The organism is Serratia sp. DFXYC6, from assembly GCF_057196085.1.
The window spans coordinates 496,028-518,128 of sequence record NZ_JBXUNV010000002.1 but is presented as its reverse complement, the minus strand read 5'-3'; the positions used below and the strand labels follow the sequence as shown (position 1 = coordinate 518,128).

At 59.0% G+C, this 22,101-nt stretch carries 17 protein-coding genes; 8 read left to right on the top strand and 9 right to left on the bottom strand.

The window, feature by feature from the left end; all coding sequences use genetic code 11:
* Positions 1–8: 8 nt before the first annotated feature.
* From AC2CGQ_RS15880 to acuI, 9 genes are all read right to left on the bottom strand, one after another.
* Positions 9–2,240, bottom strand: a complete 2,232-nt coding sequence (locus tag AC2CGQ_RS15880) for a hypothetical protein (protein WP_015379201.1) — start codon at positions 2,238–2,240, stop codon at positions 9–11.
* Positions 2,240–3,193, bottom strand: coding sequence for a lactate/malate family dehydrogenase (locus AC2CGQ_RS15875; RefSeq protein ID WP_015379200.1), 954 nt, complete (start codon positions 3,191–3,193; stop codon positions 2,240–2,242). The genes AC2CGQ_RS15880 and AC2CGQ_RS15875 overlap by 1 nt, the downstream gene beginning before the upstream one ends.
* Positions 3,194–3,218: 25 nt before the next feature.
* The gene (locus AC2CGQ_RS15870) at positions 3,219–4,286 is read right to left on the bottom strand and encodes a cupin domain-containing protein (protein ID WP_004936880.1); all 1,068 of its coding nucleotides are present in this window, start codon (positions 4,284–4,286) and stop codon (positions 3,219–3,221) included.
* Between the two features lie 419 nt (positions 4,287–4,705).
* The gene (accC, locus tag AC2CGQ_RS15865) at positions 4,706–6,055 is read right to left on the bottom strand and encodes an acetyl-CoA carboxylase biotin carboxylase subunit (protein ID WP_004936886.1); all 1,350 of its coding nucleotides are present in this window, start codon (positions 6,053–6,055) and stop codon (positions 4,706–4,708) included.
* 12 nt (positions 6,056–6,067) lie between these two features.
* Positions 6,068–6,535: an acetyl-CoA carboxylase biotin carboxyl carrier protein gene (gene accB, locus AC2CGQ_RS15860; protein WP_004936889.1), complete on the bottom strand. Its 468-nt coding sequence runs from the start codon at positions 6,533–6,535 to the stop codon at positions 6,068–6,070.
* A gap of 32 nt (positions 6,536–6,567) precedes the next feature.
* A complete protein-coding gene (aroQ, locus tag AC2CGQ_RS15855; RefSeq protein WP_004936891.1) occupies positions 6,568–7,020 on the bottom strand; it encodes a type II 3-dehydroquinate dehydratase in 453 nt (150 codons plus the stop codon).
* A 287-nt stretch (positions 7,021–7,307) separates the two neighbouring features.
* Positions 7,308–7,907: a protein-methionine-sulfoxide reductase heme-binding subunit MsrQ gene (gene msrQ, locus AC2CGQ_RS15850; RefSeq protein ID WP_004936895.1), complete on the bottom strand. Its 600-nt coding sequence runs from the start codon at positions 7,905–7,907 to the stop codon at positions 7,308–7,310.
* Positions 7,908–8,909 (bottom strand): protein-methionine-sulfoxide reductase catalytic subunit MsrP, encoded by a 1,002-nt coding sequence (gene msrP, locus AC2CGQ_RS15845; RefSeq protein WP_015379199.1) that lies wholly within the window; start codon positions 8,907–8,909, stop codon positions 7,908–7,910.
* 156 nt (positions 8,910–9,065) lie between these two features.
* Positions 9,066–10,043, bottom strand: coding sequence for an acrylyl-CoA reductase (NADPH) (gene acuI / locus AC2CGQ_RS15840; RefSeq protein ID WP_021505125.1), 978 nt, complete (start codon positions 10,041–10,043; stop codon positions 9,066–9,068).
* 203 nt (positions 10,044–10,246) lie between these two features.
* Between acuI and csrD the strand changes: the two genes are divergently transcribed.
* From csrD to nit1, 8 genes are all read left to right on the top strand, one after another.
* Positions 10,247–12,181 (top strand): RNase E specificity factor CsrD, encoded by a 1,935-nt coding sequence (gene csrD, locus AC2CGQ_RS15835; protein ID WP_015379197.1) that lies wholly within the window; start codon positions 10,247–10,249, stop codon positions 12,179–12,181.
* A gap of 413 nt (positions 12,182–12,594) precedes the next feature.
* On the top strand, positions 12,595–13,638 hold the full coding sequence (mreB, locus tag AC2CGQ_RS15830) for a rod shape-determining protein MreB (RefSeq protein WP_003855260.1): 1,044 nt from the start codon (positions 12,595–12,597) through the stop codon (positions 13,636–13,638).
* Between the two features lie 94 nt (positions 13,639–13,732).
* Positions 13,733–14,758, top strand: a complete 1,026-nt coding sequence (mreC, locus tag AC2CGQ_RS15825; protein WP_028127540.1) for a rod shape-determining protein MreC — start codon at positions 13,733–13,735, stop codon at positions 14,756–14,758.
* Positions 14,755–15,243 carry a rod shape-determining protein MreD gene (gene mreD / locus AC2CGQ_RS15820; protein ID WP_004936918.1) on the top strand — a complete coding sequence of 163 codons (489 nt, stop codon included), beginning with the start codon at positions 14,755–14,757 and terminating at the stop codon, positions 15,241–15,243. Before mreC ends, mreD begins: the two co-directional genes overlap by 4 nt.
* A gap of 10 nt (positions 15,244–15,253) precedes the next feature.
* A complete protein-coding gene (locus tag AC2CGQ_RS15815) occupies positions 15,254–15,838 on the top strand; it encodes a Maf family protein (RefSeq protein ID WP_004936921.1) in 585 nt (194 codons plus the stop codon).
* A 38-nt stretch (positions 15,839–15,876) separates the two neighbouring features.
* Positions 15,877–17,346, top strand: a complete 1,470-nt coding sequence (gene rng / locus AC2CGQ_RS15810; RefSeq protein ID WP_004936922.1) for a ribonuclease G — start codon at positions 15,877–15,879, stop codon at positions 17,344–17,346.
* Positions 17,347–17,434: 88 nt separating this feature from the next.
* Positions 17,435–21,238 carry an AsmA2 domain-containing protein YhdP gene (gene yhdP / locus AC2CGQ_RS15805; RefSeq protein WP_118891647.1) on the top strand — a complete coding sequence of 1,268 codons (3,804 nt, stop codon included), beginning with the start codon at positions 17,435–17,437 and terminating at the stop codon, positions 21,236–21,238.
* A complete protein-coding gene (gene nit1, locus AC2CGQ_RS15800) occupies positions 21,235–22,095 on the top strand; it encodes a deaminated glutathione amidase (protein WP_004936930.1) in 861 nt (286 codons plus the stop codon). Before yhdP ends, nit1 begins: the two co-directional genes overlap by 4 nt.
* The last annotated feature ends 6 nt before the right edge of the window (positions 22,096–22,101 follow it).

Genomic DNA, 22,101 nt, shown 5'->3' with positions numbered 1-22,101 from the left:
CGAGTGTATTACACCTTTTCCAAACTTTCCTTTTCCCATCGGTTAGCCAGAGTGAGTAACGGCGTCACTCCGGTTTCTCTAATCCTCGCGATGAGATTTTTCCGCTGATCGAAGATAACCGGATGCGGGCTGATGCCTTGAATAATCGCGGCGACAGTCGCCGAGACTGGCGCGCTATGCGCCAGCGTTGGAATCGCCAGAACGTTCATGCAGTATTCGAACATGGAATCGACGGAGTTCAATTTACCCAGCATCAAGAACGTCATTTCATCTCCGACGAGGGTAGCGCCAAGGCTGTCGAATATCATTTTGACTTGCGCCACGGGCTTCTCTTTCAGATGGAAACTGAGCAGTGCGCGGAACTGGTCGCGATTCAGACGGCCCTGTTTCATCTCGTCATTCAGCATGGCGAGTGCCTGGCGTACATAATTTTCCTCTTCGTTGAACAGATCTGCCGAAGCGCAGCGGAAATGCTGTTTGAGGAAATACCAGTGAAAGACATATTTGCCGTCGAATTCAAGGCGAACAACGTTGGTGAAGTCTTCCAGATCGTGCCGTTCCGGGTGGAAGTCGCTGAGATCGCAACGAATATCGATGCCGGAAGCGGAGGCGATTCGGCGGCAAATGGTGGTGATATCAGCTTCGCCCAATAGCGCTTGCAGCATATGCTGCATGTTGTTGCCGCCGGCGGCCAACTCGCAATAGGCGTCTTTACCTGGCGTCAGGTATTTGATTCGGTTGTCGCGCGCATTGAGTGATGAGGCAATTTCAGCCCACTGGTTATGTACTTCTTGGCTTCTGATCGTTTCCAAACGAGGGTTTTTTTCATAGAACGCGATGACGCGCGGATCGACAGCCAGGCCGCTGCGTTTGAGTATTCCGGCGTCAAGCTGCGCGCTTGCTTGGTTTTTCACCAGGACATTGATGAAGTTGCGCAGCGAACTCTCCCCGCAATCTGAGAACGAGACGTCAGAATCCGGCGCGGGGCGGCAGGTTTTGGTGATGCACAGCGGCGGAAAATAGCGGCCGTACACTTCGCGATCGTAATAGTCATGGCAGCGATCGGGGAAGTGCGTCTCGCCCGTCGCCGTTTCGCCGAACAGCTCCCCGCTCAGTTCCCGCAGTTGCTGCATGTAGGCGGTCAATTTGCCGAAGTTACCCTTGCATTTCAGCCACAGCGCCGCGTTGAGCAAATGAAACACCTCTCTGTCGTGCTCGGCGGTGCGGCTGGCCGCGATCAGTAAACGACATAAATTGTGCAACTTGGCCAGCAAGCTGTCGCGATCGGCACAGTGGATACCGACGTAATCCTGCACACGTCGCGGCAGATAGCGGTGATACTTGTTGAAAGGCAGATGCAATGCAATGAAGTCAGCGCTGAATCCCTCGGTTTGCAGCCGTGCGACGGTGCTTTCGGTAAAATTTTCCGCCAGCATGCTGGCGCGCAAGGTGGCTTCATCTTTTTGCTGGCGGGCATGTTCGACGGCGGCCTGCGCGTTTTGCCAGGCGGGGAATAGGCCGGCTTGATGCACGGCTTCTTGCTGCGCCGCATTCAGGCGTGCTTCCAGCTCGGTGATTTCGGCATTGAGCGCCAGCAGCTGCGCCTCTTTATTCTCAGCAGCGCTTTTGCCCAGCGTTTTTTTGCCGGCTTTGAGCGCGGCGATCGCGGCTCGACATTGTTGGATCGGCACCTGCTGCGCTTTAACGGCGTTTTCCGCCTGTTGCAGGATCTGATTCAGCGCTTTTTCTTGCGCTTTCAAATGGGCGCCGAGGGAGAGCGCTTCGCGTTCTGCGGCTGCGATCTGCGCTTTTGTGTCCTCGAACTGTTGCAGTACGCTGTCGCAAAGCCGGCGTATTTGCACAGAAAGCCGATGTTGCTGCTCAATGGCAGCGTGAAAGTCCGTTTCATCTCGTACATGCTGATATAACGAGGCGATATCATTGTCGGTGAAACGCGGGCTGCTCATGAAAGCCACCAGCCGTGCAAGGGTAGAGGGGGAAAACCAGGTGAACGGATTCTTCACCTCTTTGCTTACGTCAAACTCGACCAGGTCAGTACGGTAGAACAACGCGCGCGCCACCTGGCCGATCGGGTGTTCGGCGCCAAGAAAGCGGTAATACTTTTCCGCGAGTTCGTTGTTGCACCACAGCACCCCGTACAGTGGCGAAAGAAAACGATACTCAGGGCGTAACGGCATGTAGAGATCGCGGAAAATCTGTCTGGTTTGATCGGTCGTCATCAGCTAAAACCTTGGATGATGTTTTTTAACTTGAGCGCCGCCTGGTGGATTTGTTGTTGCTCATCCTGATTGGGCATCAGCGACAGCGGCGTAAAGACGCCGTCGCGCAGAGCCAGCGGCCAGGACATGAACACGCCCAGTTCCGGCAGCCAGACCGAACCGCAGCAGGGGGTTTCGTCCCGTTGGATGATGCGCTCAAGCAAGATAAGAATGGAGGCGGCCGGGCCATATTTAGGAGGGCGCCGCATTTTGTGAAATATGTCCAACCCTTGATTGCGGGTATCGGTGACGATTTGCGCCAGCGCCTGCGCCGAAAGTAGCTGGTTCAGCGGTCCCTCGTCGGTTGTTACCTGGCTGAGCAAGGGCACCAGCCCGGCGCCGTGCTCGCCGCAGACTGTCAGGCTACGCGCGTCGATGCGCTGCATGTCGATCCCGGAAATGCGGCAGATGCTTTTCAGCAGCCTGGCGGTGTTGTGCGCGGCGCCGATGCCTATCACCCGGCAGCGAGAGTCGAGCAGGATTTTATCGATGTAATAGCTGATGCTATCCACCGGATTGACCGCATTGATGATGTGACAGCCGGGAGCAATGAAGGGTTTGGCTCGGCTAAAAATGGCCTCGCTGAGCCGTACGTGATCGTCCAGCAACGCCTGGCGGTCATGCATCGGAAAGGTTGAAGGCACGCCATAGCAACAGAGGATCACGTCAGCCCCGTCGATGTGGCGGTAGTCATCCGTCACAACAATCTTGGGTAAAGACGTTCGGTTATGGCGTGAGAAGAGCGCTTCCGCCAGCAGGCCATCAAGAATATCTTCGCAAACGGCTGAATACTTTTCGGTATTTCGGCAGATGATCACGACTTCATTGACGCTGCCACGTCGCTCGGTCGTACTTAACAGCGCGTTTAGCGTCTCTTGCCCAATGCCGCCGAATCCCAATAAAACAATTTTCATGACCGCTCCTGATGACCTGCCCGGCTTATGCTTCGATCAGTTCGGCCAGTCTTGCATACTGCTTCTCAACCATACTCCACCCTTTATCGAGTACGGCTTTGACACGCTGGAATTGTTCTTCGGTCATCCCCTTGAAGAACGCTTTATCCACTTCCTGATGATCGCCATCGAATTCGGAGTGATCCTCGAAATGGTTCTGTTTGCTCGGATCGAACACGTGTTTGATGTTGTTATAGAACACGAAAGCCGAACCTTCGATGACAAAGTGCACCAGGATAGCCTGTTCCAGATTATCCAGCGTGATCATCTGATGGTTGAACCAGATGCACAGCGCTTCAAAGATCGCGTCTTCGCGAACCTGGAGGTTGTCGCGGCTGTTGCGCAGCACCTCGTCATGGCCGAATTCTTCTTTCAGATGTTCACTGAAGAAACGCGAGAAGCGAACGTCTTCACACAGTGCGCTACGCAGCAGCACCATTTTTTGGAACTGATCGGACAGGATCTGCAGGTAGTCCAGGAACAAGGATTTTTTCGCCTCGGAGAACGTTTTATCCTTGGCGAATGCGGTAAAGATCGGGTTGTCCTGGTAGCGCTCGATGTAGCGGGCGTTATGCGCTTTAAGCTGATGGTAGTAAGCGTAGGGATCTTGATCGAAAGTCACCAGCGGCTTGCTGGGATCTTCATAGAGCCCGCGCTCCTCAAACTGGATTGACAGCCCCCAGTAGCCGTTGTCGCCCGCGCCGATGAAGCCGTGATCCGCGCCTGGCGGAATGCAGATGACATCGCCTGGAACGGCCCGGCGGTCAACGCCGTCTCCCAGCAGGATCGCTTCCCCTTCACAAATGATATACAGCGAAGATATTGGATGAACATGCACATCCAGCTTTTCGTTTTTTGCCAGACGCACCCAGCTTACTGCCAGGCGTGCCTGTTCGGGAATAAAGCGGTTCATTTCCTCATTGGCGCGGAAATTCTTCACTTCGCCCAAAAGCTTCTCAATCCCGTTTTCCTTAATGCTTTTTATGGTTTCCATGTCAGCACGGTGGTACAGGGAAAACACGGGCTTACGGTCGTATTCAGTTACATGGCTCATTAAGACATTACTCATCTAAGTCAATAAAAAGGATAAATAAAAAGAGAAAAAGAGCGCGCTGCATTCGATCGACGGCGACAATAGCACGGGCTATCACCGAGCGGATGTGATCGGGGTCAAGCTTTGTAATTAATACGTTAATTTTGTTAAAGCTTATAGCGTGTAAAAATGCGATGGATTGAGTTTTTCCCTTGCTAATATTTATTTGTAAGCTATGAGTTAAATATTTTTTGTTTAAAAACAGTTTGTTATGTTTTATGTGGTGATGTGGGTGGCGGGCTGGATAAATGTGAAGAGAAAGTTATCTGTGAAGATTTGATTCTATTTTGCGCGGTTGAACGAAAAAATCAGGCGGGCGCGAGAAAAGAAAAAGGCCGGTGATTAACCGGCCTTTCGTCAGACGATGCTGCGTGGCTGCCTTAGGTTTCCTGCAGACCCAGCTTCTTCTCCAGATAGTGGATGTTGGTGCCACCGTGCTGGAAGTTTTCGTCGTTCATGATCTTCTGCTGCAGCTCAACGTTGGTTTTGATGCCGTCGATGATCAGTTCAGCCAGGGCGTTTTTCATGCGGGCGATCGCCACGTCACGGTTTTCGCCGAAGGTGATCAGTTTGCCGATCATGGAGTCATAGTACGGCGGTACGGTATAACCGGCGTAGATATGAGATTCCCAACGCACGCCGAAACCGCCTGGCGCGTGGAAGCGGGTGATCTTGCCCGGGCTCGGCAGGAAGGTGTTCGGATCTTCGGCGTTGATGCGGCATTCTACCGCGTGGCCGTGGATCTTCACTTCTTCCTGTTTGATCGACAGCGGCTGACCGGCAGCGATGCGCAGCTGCTCTTTGATCAGATCCACGCCGGTGATCATTTCGGTAACCGGGTGCTCTACCTGAATACGGGTGTTCATTTCGATGAAATAGAACTCGCCGTTTTCATACAGGAACTCGAAGGTGCCCGCACCGCGGTAGCCGATTTCCACGCAGGCTTTCGAGCAGCGCTCGCCGATGTAGCGGCGCATTTCGCTGGTGATGCCCGGCGCCGGCGCTTCTTCGACCACTTTCTGGTGGCGGCGCTGCATGGAGCAGTCGCGCTCGGCTAGATAGATGGCGTTGCCCTGGCCGTCGGCCAATACCTGAATCTCGATGTGACGCGGATTCTCCAGGTATTTTTCCATGTACACCATGTCGTTGTTGAAAGCCGCTTTGGCTTCCGCTTTCGTCATGTTGATGGACTGCTCAAGGTCTTTGTCGCTGCGCACCACGCGCATGCCGCGACCGCCGCCGCCGCCGGAGGCCTTGATGATCACCGGATAACCGATGCGCTTGGCGAAGGCACGGTTTTTATCCATGTCGTCGGTCAGCGGGCCGTCGGAGCCCGGCACGCATGGCACGCCGGCTTTTTTCATGGCGTTGATCGCGGAAACCTTGTCGCCCATCAGGCGGATGGTTTCGGCTTTCGGGCCGATGAAGATGAAACCGGAGCGTTCAACCTGCTCGGCGAAGTCGGCGTTCTCGGACAGGAAGCCGTAGCCCGGGTGGATCGCCACCGCGCCGGTGATTTCCGCCGCCGAGATGATGGCCGGGATGTTCAGGTAGCTTTTTACCGATGGCGCAGGACCGATGCAGACGGTCTCGTCGGCCAGCAGCACGTGTTTCAGATCGCGATCGGCCGCGGAGTGAACCGCAACGGTCTTGATGCCCAGTTCTTTACAGGCACGCAGGATGCGAAGCGCGATCTCGCCGCGGTTGGCGATAACAATTTTATCAAGCATGGGGGCGCCTCGTTATTCGATGACGACCAGCGGCTCGTCATATTCGACCGGCTGGCCGTTTTCCACCAGGATGGCTTTCACGACGCCGGACTTGTCCGCTTCGATCTGGTTCATCATTTTCATGGCTTCAACGATGCACAGGGTATCGCCGGCGTTCACTTTCTGGCCCACTTCCACGAAGGCTTTCGCGTCCGGGCTTGGGGTGCGGTAGAAGGTGCCTACCATTGGGGAACGAACGACGTGGCCACTCACGGCCGCCGGTGCTGCAGGGGTTTCTGCCGCAGGCGCGGTGGCAACGGCGGTAGCCAGGGCTGGCTGCTGCTGTGCCGGCATCGCGTAAGCCTGCTGCATGACGGGATAAGCCTGCGCCGGTGCGGCACGGCTGATGCGAACCGATTCTTCGCCTTCAGAGATTTCCAGTTCAGAAATGCCTGATTCTTCAACCAGTTCGATCAGTTTCTTGATTTTACGAATATCCATGAGTGTGATTCCGTACTCTTTTTGTGGAGCAATTAGTGGGTTTTCGACAGACGGTTAACCGCTGCCTGTAAAGCGAAAGCGTAGCCATCCGCGCCGAGGCCGCAAATCACGCCTACCGCTACGTCTGAGAGATAAGAGTGATGGCGGAAAGGTTCGCGGGCGTGCACGTTGGACAGGTGGATCTCGATGAACGGGATCTGCACCGCCAGCAACGCATCGCGCAACGCCACGCTGGTGTGCGTGAACGCCGCCGGGTTTATCAGAATGAAATCGGTGTTGCCGCGCGCCTGATGGATGCGATCGATCAGCTGATGCTCGGCGTTGGACTGCAGATGGCTCAGGGTAATATCCAATGCGGATGCCTGGTTTTCCAATCCGTTAACAATCTCTGTCAGCGTCGTGCTGCCGTACTTCTCCGGCTCACGCGTCCCCAGCAGATTGAGATTGGGGCCGTTCAGAAGCAAAATGTGAAACTTATCCGCCATTGTGCTGGTATCTCCGGCAATAAAACCATCATCGTAGAAAATAACCCGATGTTACCGATTTGTCACCTGTTAAGGGGCAAATTCACCCTGAGAACAGAAACAAGGTCGGGCATTATAACGATATCGTAGCAATTCGCAGCTAAATACTGGTCTTATCAGCGAAGATATTCAACCCCAAATCGACCAACTCGGGGTTCCGTGACAGGAATATGAGCGCTGGAACACAGAAAAAGTTCCCGCCGGCGGCGTGCGTTTTTCAACGACAATCCCGCGCGCCGCCGCGCGATTCAGCGCCACCAGGCGCGGAATTTCTTGTAGCGCAGGCCCAACAGCGCCACCGCCAGCAGCGCGTAAATGAACGGCTGGGGGGAAAAGGTTTTGACCGACCACAGATAGTGGATGGGGGCGAGGATCGCCGCCAGATAGACGAAGTTGTGCAACGTTTGCCATTTGGCGCCCAGTTTGCGCATCGCCCACAGCGTCGAGGTGGCCGCCAGCGCCAGCAGGATCAGCCAGGTGAGGATACCGAGCGTCAGATACGGGCGGTTCACCAGCTCGCTGCCCAGCAGGCCGAGATTGCTCAGCCCCAGCTCCAGCGTGGAGTAGCTTATCAGGTGCAGCGTGCCCCAGGCAAAACACCACAGCCCCACCAGACGGCGGCAGCGGATCAGCAGCGGCTGGCGGGCGTAGCGCGCCAGCGGGGCGATCATCAGCGTGGCCAGCAGCAGTTTCAGCGTCATCCTGCCGGTAAAATGCTGGATGTCCTTGGACGGATCGGCGCTGAACCAGCCTTGATCCACCGCCAGTACCAGCCAGAGAAAGGGCAAAAACGCCGCCAGATGCAGGGCGGCTTTCAGCCATTTGATGTGAACAGGCGTCAGGCGCACTTAGAAATTCTCCCGCAGATCCATGCCGCGATACAGCGACGCCACCTGATCGGCATAGCCGTTGAACAGCAGCGTCGGTTGGCGTTTGACGTCGAGAATGCCGCCGGAGCCGATGAAGCGCTCGGTGGCCTGCGACCAGCGCGGATGATCGACGTGCGGATTCACGTTGGCGTAAAAACCGTACTCGTTCGGCGCGGATTGGTTCCAGGTGGTCGGCGGCTGATCGCGCACCAAGCGGATATGCACGATCGATTTGATGCCTTTGAAGCCGTATTTCCACGGCGTGATCAGTCGCAGCGGCGCGCCGTTTTGCGGCGGCAGGGTTTTGCCGTACACGCCGACGGTCAACAGCGCCAGTGGATGCATCGCCTCGTCCAGCCGCAGCCCTTCGACGTAGGGATATTTCAGGCCGCCGCCGATAAAGCGATCTTTCTGGCCGGGCATCTGCTCCGGATCGTACAGCGTCTGGAAGGCTACGTAACGCGCGTTGCTGTTCGGTTCGGCCAGCTTGAGAAGCTTGCCCAGCTCGAAACCGATCCACGGCACCACCATCGACCAGGCCTCGACGCAGCGCATGCGGTAAATGCGCTGCTCCAGCGGGAAACGCTTCATCAGATCGTCGATATCCAGCGTTATCGGTTTCGCCACTTCGCCGTCGATGCGCACTTTCCAGCCTTCGGTTTTCAGCCCGCCGGCGTTGGCGGCCGGATCGGCTTTGTCGAGGCCGAACTCATAGAAGTTGTTGTAGCCGGTCACCTTGTCTTCCGGCGTCATCGCCAGCTGCGCCTGCCAGGCGGCCGGTTTGCTGAATGCCAGCGCTTTGCCCGGTGGCGCCTTGGGGCGATCGTTGCCCTTGAACCACGACAGCAGGTCCGCCCGCGCGCCGGCAGGCAGCGCCAGCGTAGCGGCGCTGATGCCGAGCGCCTGCAGCACCTTGCGCCGCTGATGGAACACGCTCTCCGGCGTGACGTCGGCCTCGGTTAATTTCGGGTGTTTGTTCATGCTTATGTTCTCCGCGACTGATTCCCGCCGCCTGTAAGCGGCAAACGGGTCTCCATGAAATAAGCATGGCGCTAAAGCCGGCCGGAAGCGAGGGGGCGCGGGAAAATATGAAATTTCGCAGAAGCGGGAACTCCCCCCGTCGCCGAGGGGAGAAGGTCAGCGGATTTTCACCAGGGTGCGGCCGGTGATTTGGTTGTTCAGCAGCGCAGCGGCGGTGGCTGGCGCCTGCTCGAGGGTGATTTCGTGTGTGGCCTGCTGATAGAAGCTGTCCGGCAGAATGCCGGCCAGCCGTTCCCAGGCGGTTTGGCGGCGATGCAGCGGCGTATGCACTGAATCCACGCCCTGCAGGCGCACGTTGCGCAGAATGAACGGCATCACGGTGGTCGGCAACTGATAACCGCCCGCCAGGCCGCAGGCGGCGACGGTGCCGTTATAGTTCATCTGTGCCAGCACCCGCGCCAGCAGTTTGTCGCCGACGGTGTCCACTGCGCCGGCCCACAGCTGTTTCTCCAGCGGACGCGGCGTGTCGATATAGCCATCGCGCGACATCACCTCTTTGGCGCCGAGCGCTTTCAGGTACTCGGTATTGCTGTCGCGGCCGCTGATGGCGGTCACCCGGTAACCCAGCGCTGCCAGCAGGGCGATAGCGGTGCTGCCCACGCCGCCGCTGGCGCCGGTGACCAGGATATCGCCGTCGTCCGGGTGCACGCCGCCTTCCTCCAGCGCCATCACGCACAGCATGGCGGTAAAGCCGGCTGTGCCGATGATCATCGCCTTGCGCTCATCCAGCCCGTTCGGCAGCGGCACCAGCCACTCACCGGAGACGCGCGCCTGCTCGGCCAGGCCGCCCCAGTGGTGTTCGCCTACGCCCCAGCCGGTGAGCACCACGCTTTGCCCCTCTTTGAAGCGATCGTCGCGGCTGTGGCGCACGGTGCCGGCGAAATCGATGCCCGGCACCATTGGGAAGTTGCGCACGATCTTGCCTTTGCCGGTGATCGCCAGCGCATCCTTATAATTTAGGCTGGACCAGTTGATGTCGACGGTAACATCGCCTTCCGGCAACCGATCGCTGCCGATATCTTTGATATGAGCCAGAGTTTGGTCGTCTTGTTGTTCCAATAACAGTGCACGCATGTCACTCTTCCTCTCGTTTACACTTTTCTATCAATGGCTGAATCACATTTATTTGACTATATGCATAATAAGCGGCCCAAGTCCTGATAAAGGACAAAAACGGCGCTTGCAGGTTTTATTCCTCGGCAAGGCTTGTTAGGGTTGGACGGCTCCTTTTGGCTACAGGGGCACACTCACTTAACCATAGCGGACAAGGCACAGGGATGCGATTTACCACCAAACTCTCTGCATTGATCACTCTGTTGGTCGCACTGGCGATGTTTTTGATGCTGATGGGATGCTCATACAGCTTCTTTTACGTTACCCAGGATCGCCAGGAGCGCCGCTTGGATTCGCTGGTTACCACTCTCGATCAAGCCATGCTGAGCGAGCCGCCGCAGGAGCAGGAGAAATGGTTGCCCATCGTCATGCGCACGCTCGGCATCGTGTCGATCCGCATAGAGGCCGGGACCAGCCAACTGCTCGACTATAAATTGCCGACGGTCAAAAAAGAGCACTGGGATGCGCTGAACGGCTATCGTCAGGTCTCGCGCCCCCTGTTGCAGCACCCGGGCAGCACGCTGTACATCACCTACCTCGATCCCTTCGCCAGCGACGTGCGTACGCTGCAATCCACCGCCGCCGTCACGCTGTCGATTGTCGTCATGGTGGTGATTTTGCTGTTCAGCCTGCGCTGGCTGCGTGAACAGGCCGACGGCGAAGATCGTCTGGAACGCCGCGCGCGGCGCATTCTGAACGGCGAGCGTGAAAACGTCATGCAGGGCGACGTGCGTGAGTGGCCGGCCAACGTCAGCGGCGCGCTCGACCGCCTGCTGGCCGATCTGGCGGAAGCGCGGGAAGAGCGCAGCCGGGTCGATACGCTGATCCGCGCCTTCGCCGCGCAGGACGCCAAAACCGGGCTGAATAATCGCCTGTTCTTCGATAACCAATTGACCACTCAGCTGGAAGATGAAGGCTCGCACGGCATCGTGATGATGGTGCGGCTGCCCGATTTCGAGACCCTGCGCGAGACGCACGGCAGCGTGGCGGTGCAGGAGCTGATGTATTCGCTGGTCAACCTGCTGTCTACCTTCGTGATGCGCTACCCGTCGGCGCTGCTGGCGCGCTACTTCCACAGCGATTTTACCGTGTTGTTGCCGCATCGAACCCTGAAGGAGGCCGACGGCATCGCTTCACAGCTGGTCAACGCCATCGATGCCTTGCCTTCCACGGCGCTGATCGATCGCGAGGCCTTCCTGCACATCGGCATCGTGGCGTACCGCAGCGGTCAAACCACCGAGCAGGTGATCGATTATGCGGAGCAGGCGACGCGCCACGCTACGCTGCAGGGCGAAAACGGGTGGTATGTGTACGACAGCCAGGTGCCGGAAAAGGGGCGCGGCAGCGTCAAGTGGCGCACGCTGCTGGAACAGGTGCTGGCGCGCGGCGGCCCGCGGCTGTATCAGAAACCGGCGGTGACCGTGGAAGGCGAGGTGCACCATCGCGAGATCATGAGCCGGATCTATGACGGCACCCAGGAATTGCTGCCGGCGGAATATATGCCGCTGGTGCAGCAGCTGGGGTTGGCGGAGAGTTACGATCGCCAACAGGTGAGCCGCATCATTCCCTTGTTGGCGCAGTGGCCCGAGGAAACGCTGGCGTTCCCGCTGTGCGTAGACTCGATTTTGCAGCGCTCTTTCCAGCGCTGGCTGCGGGATACGCTGTTGCAGTGCGAAAAAAGTCAGCGTCGACGAATTCTGATTGAACTTGCGGAGGCAGATGTGTGTCAACATATCGACCGTTTGCGTCCGGTGCTGAGGCTGTTGTCAGGGCTGGGCTGCCGCCTTGCGGTGTCCAAAGCGGGTTTAACCGTGGTCAGTACGTCCTATATCAAGTCGCTGCAGGTGGAGATCGTCAAGCTCCACCCGGGGTTGGTGCGGAGCATCGATAAGCGGGACGAAAACCAGCTGTTCGTGCAGAGCCTGACCGGCGCCTGCGCGGGTACGCGCGCGCAGGTGTTCGCCGCCAGCGTACGTACGCGCAACGAATGGCAGACGCTGAAAGAGCGTGGGATCCATGGCGGGCAGGGCGACTTTTTCGCGTCGCCGGAACCGATCGACGCGGGGCGTAAAAAATATTCACGTCGTTATCGCGTTTAAGCTGATTGCCGGACAAAAATTGACGTAGAATGAGCGCCGGATCTATCTGGGCCATGTCACCCGTCATTTTGGAGTTTTCTCCAATCTGCCTGCGACAATGACGCCTATTTGAGATAGGCTCTTGTCAGCTTTTATCTGGTTGGCGTTGGTAGGTGCTTACCATCGGCGGCAATCAGGGAATATGTTAGATTTTATGAGCTGTGTTACGCCGTTTCGTGCGTTGACAGGGTGGTAAACTGAGCCTTTGTTCAGGGAATTCAGGCCTCATCCAATTTCCGTGCATTCGAGCAGAAACAATACAGACTATTTTTCACCGAAGTAGAACGTTTTTGCGCCTTGTCGCTGCTTCGTGTGGTTGGTAAAGTAGGCGGATTTTATTTTCCGCCCCCAGCTTGCAGGATTATCCTTTCGTTATGTTTAAGAAATTTCGTGGCATGTTTTCCAACGACTTGTCCATCGACTTGGGTACCGCCAATACCCTGATTTATGTTAAAGGGCAAGGCATCGTACTGAATGAACCTTCGGTGGTTGCCATTCGTCAGGATCGTGCCGGCTCCCCAAAGAGCGTTGCGGCCGTCGGTCATGACGCCAAACAGATGCTGGGCCGCACCCCCGGCAACATCGCGGCTATTCGCCCGATGAAAGACGGCGTGATCGCCGACTTCTTCGTGACCGAAAAAATGCTGCAGCACTTTATCAAACAGGTTCACAGCAACAGCTTCATGCGCCCAAGCCCGCGCGTGCTGGTCTGTGTGCCGGTCGGCGCGACCCAGGTTGAACGCCGCGCTATCCGCGAGTCCGCCCAAGGGGCCGGCGCGCGCGAAGTGTTCCTGATTGAAGAGCCGATGGCGGCGGCGATCGGTGCAGGCTTGCCGGTTTCCGAAGCGACAGGCTCCATGGTGGTGGATATCGGTGGCGGTACCACTGAAGTGGCGGTGATCTCGCTGAACGGCGTGGTGTACTCCTCTTCCGTGCGCATCGGCGGCGACCGTTTCGATGAAGCCATCATCAATTATGTGCGCCGCAACTATGGCTCGCTGATCGGCGAAGCGACCGCCGAGCGCATCAAGCACGAAATCGGTTCTGCCTATCCGGGTGACGAAGTGCGTGAAATCGAAGTCCGTGGCCGTAACCTGGCCGAAGGCGTACCGCGCGGCTTTACCCTGAACTCCAATGAAATCCTCGAAGCCCTGCAAGAGCCGCTGACCGGCATCGTCAGCGCGGTGATGGTGGCGCTGGAGCAGTGCCCGCCAGAATTGGCCTCCGACATTTCCGAACGCGGCATGGTATTGACCGGCGGCGGCGCGTTGCTGCGCAACCTCGATCGCCTGCTGATGGAAGAAACCGGCATCCCGGTCGTGGTGGCGGAAGATCCGCTGACCTGCGTGGCGCGCGGCGGCGGCAAGGCGTTGGAAATGATCGACATGCACGGCGGCGATTTGTTCAGCGAAGAATAGTCAGCCCCTGGAAGGAGGAATCGTATCGGATGAATGCGCACAGCGAGAATCGGGTACGGTTCCTCTTTCTGTTGTCGAGGAACTCGCATAATTTATGAAGCCGATTTTTAGCAGGGGGCCTTCCCTGCAACTGCGACTTTTTTTGGCGGTGATTGCGGCCATTGGCCTGATCGTTGCCGACAGCCGGCTCGGCACGTTCGTGAAGATACGCAACTACATGGACACCGCAGTCAGCCCTTTCTATTTTCTGGCCAACGGGCCGCGTAAAGTTTTGGACAGCGTGTCAGAGACGCTGGCCACCCGCCAACAGCTGGAGCTGGAAAACCGCGCTCTGCGGCAGGAACTGCTGCTGAAAAACAGCGATATTCTTCTTCTTGGCCAATTCAAGCAGGAAAACGCCCGCTTGCGCGAGCTGCTGGGTTCTCCGTTGCGTCAGGACGAACACAAGATGGTCACCCAGGTGATCTCCACCGGTTCCGATCCGTATAGCGATCAGGTGGTGATCGACAAAGGGTCGGACAACGGCGTCTATGAAGGCCAGCCGGTGATCAGCGACAAGGGCGTGGTCGGTCAGGTGGTGGCGGTGGCGAAAGTCACCAGCCGCGTGCTGCTGATCTGCGACGCCTCGCATGCGCTGCCGATCCAGGTGCTGCGCAACGATATTCGGGTGATCGCCGCGGGCAGCGGCTGCGCCGACGATCTGCAACTGGAGCATCTGCCGAACAACACCGACATCCGCGTTGGCGACGTGCTGGTCACCTCCGGCCTCGGCGGCCGCTTCCCGGAAGGGTATCCGGTGGCGGTGGTCTCCTCGGTCAAGGTTGACAACCAGCGTGCTTACACCGTGATTCAGGCGCGGCCGACCGCCGGTCTGCAGCGCTTGCGCTACCTGCTGCTGCTGTGGGGCGCCGATCGCAACGGCGACATGCCGCTGCCGCCGGACGAAGTGCACCGCGTGGCCAATGAACGCCTGATGCAGATGATGCCGCAGGTGCTGCCGCCTGCCGGTTCCGTCGGGCCACAGCTGCCGGCTCCGGCCACCGGGGTGGCGCCGCAAACCACGGCACCGGCCTCTGCTCAGCCTCAGGTTCAGCCCGCGGCGGCGGGGGTGGTGCAATGAACAGCTACCGCAGCCACGGGCGCTGGATAATCTGGCTGTCGTTCCTGGTGGCGTTGGTGCTGCAAATCATGCCGTGGCCGGAGCAGATCTACATGTTCCGGCCTTCCTGGCTGGTGCTGATCCTGATCTACTGGGTGATGGCTTTGCCACATCGGGTCAACGTCGGCACCGGCTTCGTGCTGGGGCTGATCATGGATCTGATCCTCGGTTCCACGCTGGGCGTGCGCGCGCTGGCGCTGGGCATCATCGCCTATCTGGTGGCGTTCAAATTCCAACTGTTCCGCAATATGGCGCTGTGGCAACAGGCGCTTATCGTCGTGTTGCTGTCGCTGTCGATGGATGTGGTGGTGTTCTGGGCTGAGTTTTTAGTGATCAACGTCTCTTTCCGCCCAGAGGTGTTCTGGAGTAGTGTGGTAAACGGCATTTTGTGGCCGTGGTTATTCCTGTTGATGCGTAAAATCCGCCGTCAGTTCGCCGTACAGTAAGGGTATATCAATGACTTCGCTTTATCTGGCCTCCGGCTCCCCACGTCGACGTGAACTGCTGACCCTGCTGGGCGTGTCGTTCGACATTCTGCTGACGCATACCGAAGAGCAGCGCCGGGAAGGCGAAGCCGCAGAAGCCTATGTGCGCCGCCTGGCGCAGGACAAGGCCAAAGCGGGCGTGGCGCTGGCGCAGGAAGATCGGCCGGTGCTGGGCGCCGACACCATCGTGGTGCTCAACGGCCGGGTGCTGGAGAAGCCGCGCGACGAAGCCCATGCGGCGGACATGCTGGCGGCCCTGTCCGGCAAGCAGCATCAGGTGATGACGGCAGTGGCGATCGCCGATCGCCACGACGTGCGTTGCCAGCTGGTGGTGACCGACGTGACGTTCCGCAGCCTGTCACAACAGGATATCCGCGACTATATTGCTACGGGCGAACCGATGGATAAGGCGGGCGCCTATGGAATTCAAGGAAAGGGTGGTTGTTTCGTCAGAACGATAACCGGGAGTTATCACGCAGTGGTCGGTCTGCCGCTGGTCGAAACACATGAGCTGCTCAGTAATTTTGTCGCATTACGTGATGTAAGAACCGGTTGATGGGCGCTGCCATTATCGACCGGCTCTGAGGAGAAGGCATGACAGCTGAGCTACTGGTTAATATCACACCGTCTGAAACGCGGGTCGCCTATATCGATGGCGGCATTCTGCAAGAGATCCATATCGAACGCGAATCCAAACGCGGCATCGTCGGCAATATCTATAAAGGGCGCGTCAGCCGCGTCCTGCCGGGCATGCAGGCGGCGTTCGTCGACATCGGCCTCGATAAGGCCGCCTTCCTGCACGCCTCTGACATCATGCCGCATACCGAATGCGTCGCCGGCGATGAGCGGAAAAACTTCCACGTGCGCGACATCGCCGAGCTGGTGCGCCAGGGGCAAGACCTGATGGTGCAGGTGGTGAAAGATCCGCTTGGCACCAAGGGCGCGCGTCTGACCACCGATATCACGCTGCCTTCGCGTTATCTGGTCTTCATGCCGGGTGCGGCGCACGTCGGCGTGTCGCAGCGCATCGACAGCGAAGCCGAGCGCGAGCGCCTGAAGGCGATCGTGGCGCCGCACTGCGACGAGCTGGGCGGCTTTATCATCCGCACCGCGGCGGAAGGCATCGGCGAGGAAGAGCTGGCGCAGGACGCCGCATTCCTCAAACGGCTGTGGACCAAGGTGATGGAGCGCAAGAAGCGCAACCAGACCAAATACAAGCTGTACGGCGAGCTGGCGTTGGCGCAGCGCATCTTGCGCGATTTCGCCGGCGCGGCGCTGGATCGCATCCGCGTCGATTCGCGGCTGACGCACGATCTGCTGGTGGAGTTCACCGGTGAGTACATCCCGGACATCACCAACAAGCTCGAGCTCTATACCGGCAGTCAGCCGATTTTCGATCTGTACGATGTGGAAAACGAGATCCAGCGCGCGCTGGAGCGCAAGGTGGAGCTGAAGTCCGGCGGCTATCTGATCATCGATCAGACCGAGGCGATGACCACGGTCGACATCAACACCGGCGCCTTCGTCGGCCACCGCAACCTCGACGAAACCATCTTCAATACCAACATCGAGGCGACGCAGGCCATTGCGCGCCAGCTGCGGCTGCGCAACCTGGGCGGCATCATCATCATCGACTTTATCGATATGAACAACGAAGAGCATCGCCGCCGGGTGCTGCACTCGCTGGAGCAGGCGTTGAGTAAAGATCGGGTAAAAACCACGATCAACGGCTTCTCTCAGCTAGGCTTAGTTGAAATGACGCGTAAACGAACGCGTGAAAGCATTGAACATGTGCTCTGTCACGATTGTCCTACTTGCAATGGGCGAGGCACCGTGAAAACGGTGGAAACCGTGTGCTACGAGATCCTGCGCGAGATTGTGCGCGTGCATCACGCTTACGATTCCGATCGCTTCCTGGTGTACGCCTCTGCGGCGGTCGGCGAAGCGCTGAAGAGCGAAGAGTCGCATGCGCTGGCCGAAGTGGAGATTTTCGTCGGCAAACAGGTGAAGGTGCAGATCGAACCGTTGTACAGCCAGGAGCAGTTCGACGTCGTCATGATGTAGCCCGCCCGACATCGGTAGGGGCCCGGCACGCCGGGCCCGTCAGTGCATAGATATTCCCGTTGCCAGGCAGCGGAGCAAGGAGAACTGCGTGAGGCGACTGCCTGGGATTCTGTTAGCAACAGGCGCCACCCTAATCGTGATTGTGGCGCTGCTGATCAGCGGGCTGCGCCTGATGCTGCCGAAGCTGAACGACTACCGTCCCCAACTGCTGGCGCAGGTGGAGAAGCTGTCCGGCGTGCCCGTGCAGATGGATTTCCTACAGGGCAGTTGGGAAACCTTCGGCCCGCAGCTTGAAGTGCGTAACCTGAGCGTTACGCTGCCCAAAAGCGATGTGCATATCGAGCGCGTGACGCTGGCGCTGGATGTGTGGCAGTCGCTGTTGCACTGGCGCTGGCAGTTCCGCGATCTGACCTTCTATCAATTCCGGCTTGATTTGAACGCCACGCTGGGCGGCGATCGGCAGGGCGATGGCCTTGAACCCGGTAAAATCAGCGATCTGATGCTGCGCCAGCTCGACCATTTCGATCTGCGCGACAGTCGTATTTCATTCCTGACGCCCGCCGGCGCGCGCGCCGAATTCGACATTCCCCAGCTGACCTGGCTCAACGGCCGCGATCGCCACCGCGCCGAGGGGCAGATCAGCCTGTCGACGCTGAATGGCCAGCACGGCGTGGTGCAGCTGCGCATGGACCTGCGTGACAATCAAGGCCTGCTGGATACCGGCACGGTCTACCTGCAGGCCGATAACATCGACATGAAACCCTGGTTTACCCGCTGGCTGCGCGCCAACACCGGGCTGGAAAGCGCCGACTTCAGCCTGGCTGCCTGGCTGCAGGTGCAGAACGGCCAGATCGCCGGCGGCCATGCGTTGCTCAAGCAAGGGGCGGCCAACTGGGACACCGGCGCCGCGCAGCACCGGCTGGACGTGGATAATCTGGCGCTGTCGCTGCGCCGCCAGGGCACCGGTTGGCAGCTCGACGTGCCGCAACTGCGGTTGAGCACCGACGGCCAGGCCTGGCCGCAGGGCGCGCTTTCCGCGCTGTGGCTGCCGGAAAACACCGAATTCATGGGGCCGGCGCAGAATGAAGAACTGCGTGTGCGCGCGACTGATATTCAGCTGGAGCGTCTGTCGGCGCTGTTGCCGACCTTCTCCTTCCTCAGCCCGGACGTGCTCGAGCGCTGGAACGATCTGCAGCCGCAGGGGCAATTGGAAGCGCTGGCGCTGGACATTCCGCTCAAGCAGCCGGAAAAGAGCCGTTTCCAGGCGCTGTGGCGCGATGTCAGCTGGCAGCGTTGGGAACTGCTGCCGGGCGTTAACCACTTCTCCGGGGCGTTGAGCGGCGGGGTGGAGAACGGCCGCCTGACGCTGGGGCTCACCGACAGCACCCTGCCTTACGGCGACATGTTCCGCGCCCCGCTTGAAATCAGCAGCGCGCGCGGCGCGCTGACCTGGCGTTACAACGATCAGGGCTGGGAGCTGGCGAGTCAGGGGCTGGACGTCAAGGCGAAGTCGCTGTGGGTCAACGGTGATTTCCGTTATCAGCAGCCGGCCAAGGGCGATCCGTGGCTGAACATCCTGGCGGGCATCCGCCTGTATGACGGCGCCGACGCCTGGCGCTATTTCCCGGAACCGTTGATGGGCAAGCATCTGGTGGACTACCTGAGCGGCGCCATTCAGGGCGGCCAGGTGGATAACGCTACGCTGATTTATTCCGGCGATCCGCAGCACTTCCCGTATCGTAAAAACGAAGGGCAGTTTGAAGTTTTCGTACCGCTACGTCACGCCACCTTCCAGTTCCAACCGGGCTGGCCGGCGCTGACCGATTTGGCGATCGATCTCGATTTCGCCAACGAGGGATTGTGGATGCATGCGCCGCAAACCCGATTGGGTAAGGTGGCGGGTAAAAATATCAGCGCGGTGATCCCGGATTACCTGAAAGAGCGGCTGCTGATCGACGCCGAAGTCGCGGGTGCGGGCAGCGACGTGCATGACTACTTCATGCAGACGCCGTTGCACGATTCGCTCGGGGCGGCGCTGGAGCAGCTGCAGATTGGCGGTGATGTCAGTGGGCGCTTACATCTTGATATTCCCCTGGACGGCGAGCAGGTCAGAGCCACCGGCGAAGTGGCGCTGAACAACAATTCGTTGCTGATAAAGCCGCTGGACAGCGAACTGCAAAAGCTCAGCGGCAAGTTCCGCTTCGACAACGGCAACCTGCAGAGCGACCCCCTGTCGGCCAACTGGTTCGGGCAGCCGGTGGCGGTCAACTTTTCCACGCAGGAAGGCGATCGCGATTACAAGATCAATGTCGGCCTGAAGGGCGACTGGCAGCCGGGCAAGTTCCCCGGCCTGCCAAAAGAGGCCGCTGATGCGCTCAGCGGCAGCGCGCCCTGGCAGAGCCAGGTGGCCATCACGCTGCCGCATCAGGGCTCGGCCAGCTATGATATCGGCATTGACGCGGATTTGAAGAAAGTGAGCAGTCACTTACCTTCACCGCTGGACAAGGCACCGGGCGAGGCACTGCCGGTGAACGTCAAGGTCAAAGGCGGTCTGAACGGTTTCATGTTGACCGGCAGCGCGGGCAAACAGAACCGCTTCAACAGCGAATGGAACTTCGACAAAAAACAGGTGAATCTGGCGCGCGCCGCCTGGCAAACCAACGGTGGCGGCACCCCGCCGCTGCCGGCCGGCAAATCGATGACGCTGAACCTGCCGGCGCTGGACGGTGAGCAGTGGCTGGCGCTGCTGGCGCCGGCACTGAAACAGGGCGGCGGCAGCGGTCAGGTGGGCGGTTTCAGCTTCCCTACCACCGTGGCGCTGACTACGCCGCAGCTGCTGTTGGGCGGCCAGGCCTGGCATAAGCTGACGCTGTCGGCCGAAAAACAGCTTGGCGCTACCCTGGTGAGCGCCAAGAGCGACGAAGTGGACGGCAGCCTGCGGGTGGCCGATCGCGGGCCGTGGCGCGCCGATATCAACTACCTGTATTACAACCCACAGTTCGCCGAGACGAAAAACGCGGCGGGCGCACCGTCGCCGTCGACCGAGAAAGTTTCCTTCCGCGACTGGCCTTCGCTGATGCTGCGCTGTAAGTCGTGCTGGGTGCTGGGGCAGAACCTCGGCAAGGTCGAGGCGGATCTGACTAATCGGGGGGATACCCTGACGCTGGATCACGGTCTGGTCGATACCGGTAAAGGGCGTATGAGCGCCACCGGCCTGTGGAAACAAAACGCGCAGGAAGAGCGCAGCTCGCTGAAAGGCAAACTGCTCGGCGGCAAGATCGATGAAACCGCCGCCTTCTTCGGCATCACTATTCCGCTGAAGGGGGCGCCTTACGACGTGGACTTCGATCTGTACTGGCACGGCGCGCCGTGGCAGCCGCAGGTCGATACGTTAAGCGGCGCGCTGCAGGTCAAGATGGGCAAGGGCGAGATCGACAGCATGGGCGGCGGCCGCGCCGGCCAGCTGCTGCGGCTGGTCAGCTTCGACGCCCTGCTGCGCAAGCTGCAGTTCGATTTCAGCGATACCTTCGGCAAAGGTTTCTACTTTGATTCCATCCGCAGCACCGCCTGGCTGAAAGATGGCATAATGCATACTGATAATCTATTGATCGACGGCCTGGCGGCGGACATCGCCATGAGCGGCCAGATCGATCTGGCGCGCCGCCGCATCGATATGGAGGCGGTGGTGGCGCCGGCGATTTCGGCGACCGTCGGCGTGGCCACGGCGTTTGTCGTCAACCCGATCGTCGGCGCGGCGGTATTTGCCGCCTCGCAGGTGCTGGGGCCGCTGTGGAGCAAGATTTCGCTGATTCGCTATCATATCGGCGGCGATCTCGACCAGCCGAAGATCAATGAGGTACTTCGTAAGGCAAAGGAGGATAAGGCGTCATGAGGAATGCTAACGTTGCGTTGTTGCAGTTGTGCAGTGGCGATCAGGTACGCGATAACCTGGCCCAGATTGAACAGCAGATCAAGCAGCTCAATGCCGGGGTAAAACTGGTCATGACGCCGGAGAACGCGCTGCTGTTCGCCAACTCCGCGGCCTACCGCCAACAGGCGGAAAAACAGGGCGATGGCCCGCTGCAGAACGCGGTGCGTGAGCTGGCGCGCCGCTATGGGGTGTGGTTGCTGGTGGGCTCGATGCCCTTGATCAGCCGCGAAAACCCGGAACTTATCACTACCAGCAGCCTGTTGTTCGACGAGCAGGGCGAGATCCGCGCCCGCTATGACAAACTGCATATGTTCGATGTGGATATCAACGATGCGCACGGCCACTACCGCGAGTCGGATACCTACCAGCACGGGCAGCACCTGACGGTGGTGGATACGCCGGTCGGGCGCTTGGGCATGACCATATGCTACGATCTGCGCTTCCCCGCGCTGTTCCAGGCGCTGCGGGCACAGGGCGCCGAACTGATTTCGGTGCCGGCGGCGTTTACCCGGGTCACCGGCGAGGCGCATTGGGAAATCCTGCTGCGCGCCCGGGCGATCGAAAACCAGTGCATGATCCTGGCGCCGGCGCAGGTGGGGCGCCACGGACCGACTCGTCGTACCTGGGGCCACACGCTGGCTGTTGACGGCTGGGGCAAGGTGCTGGCCGAGAACGCGGACGCCGTGGCGGCGCTGAAGGTGCGCGTGGACACCGCAAGCCTGAAAAATATTCGTGCGCAGATGCCGGTGCTGCAGCACAACCGATTCCAGACGTCGCTGACGGCGCCGTCTGACAAGCTATCCTCCAATCAAGAGTGAAACCAT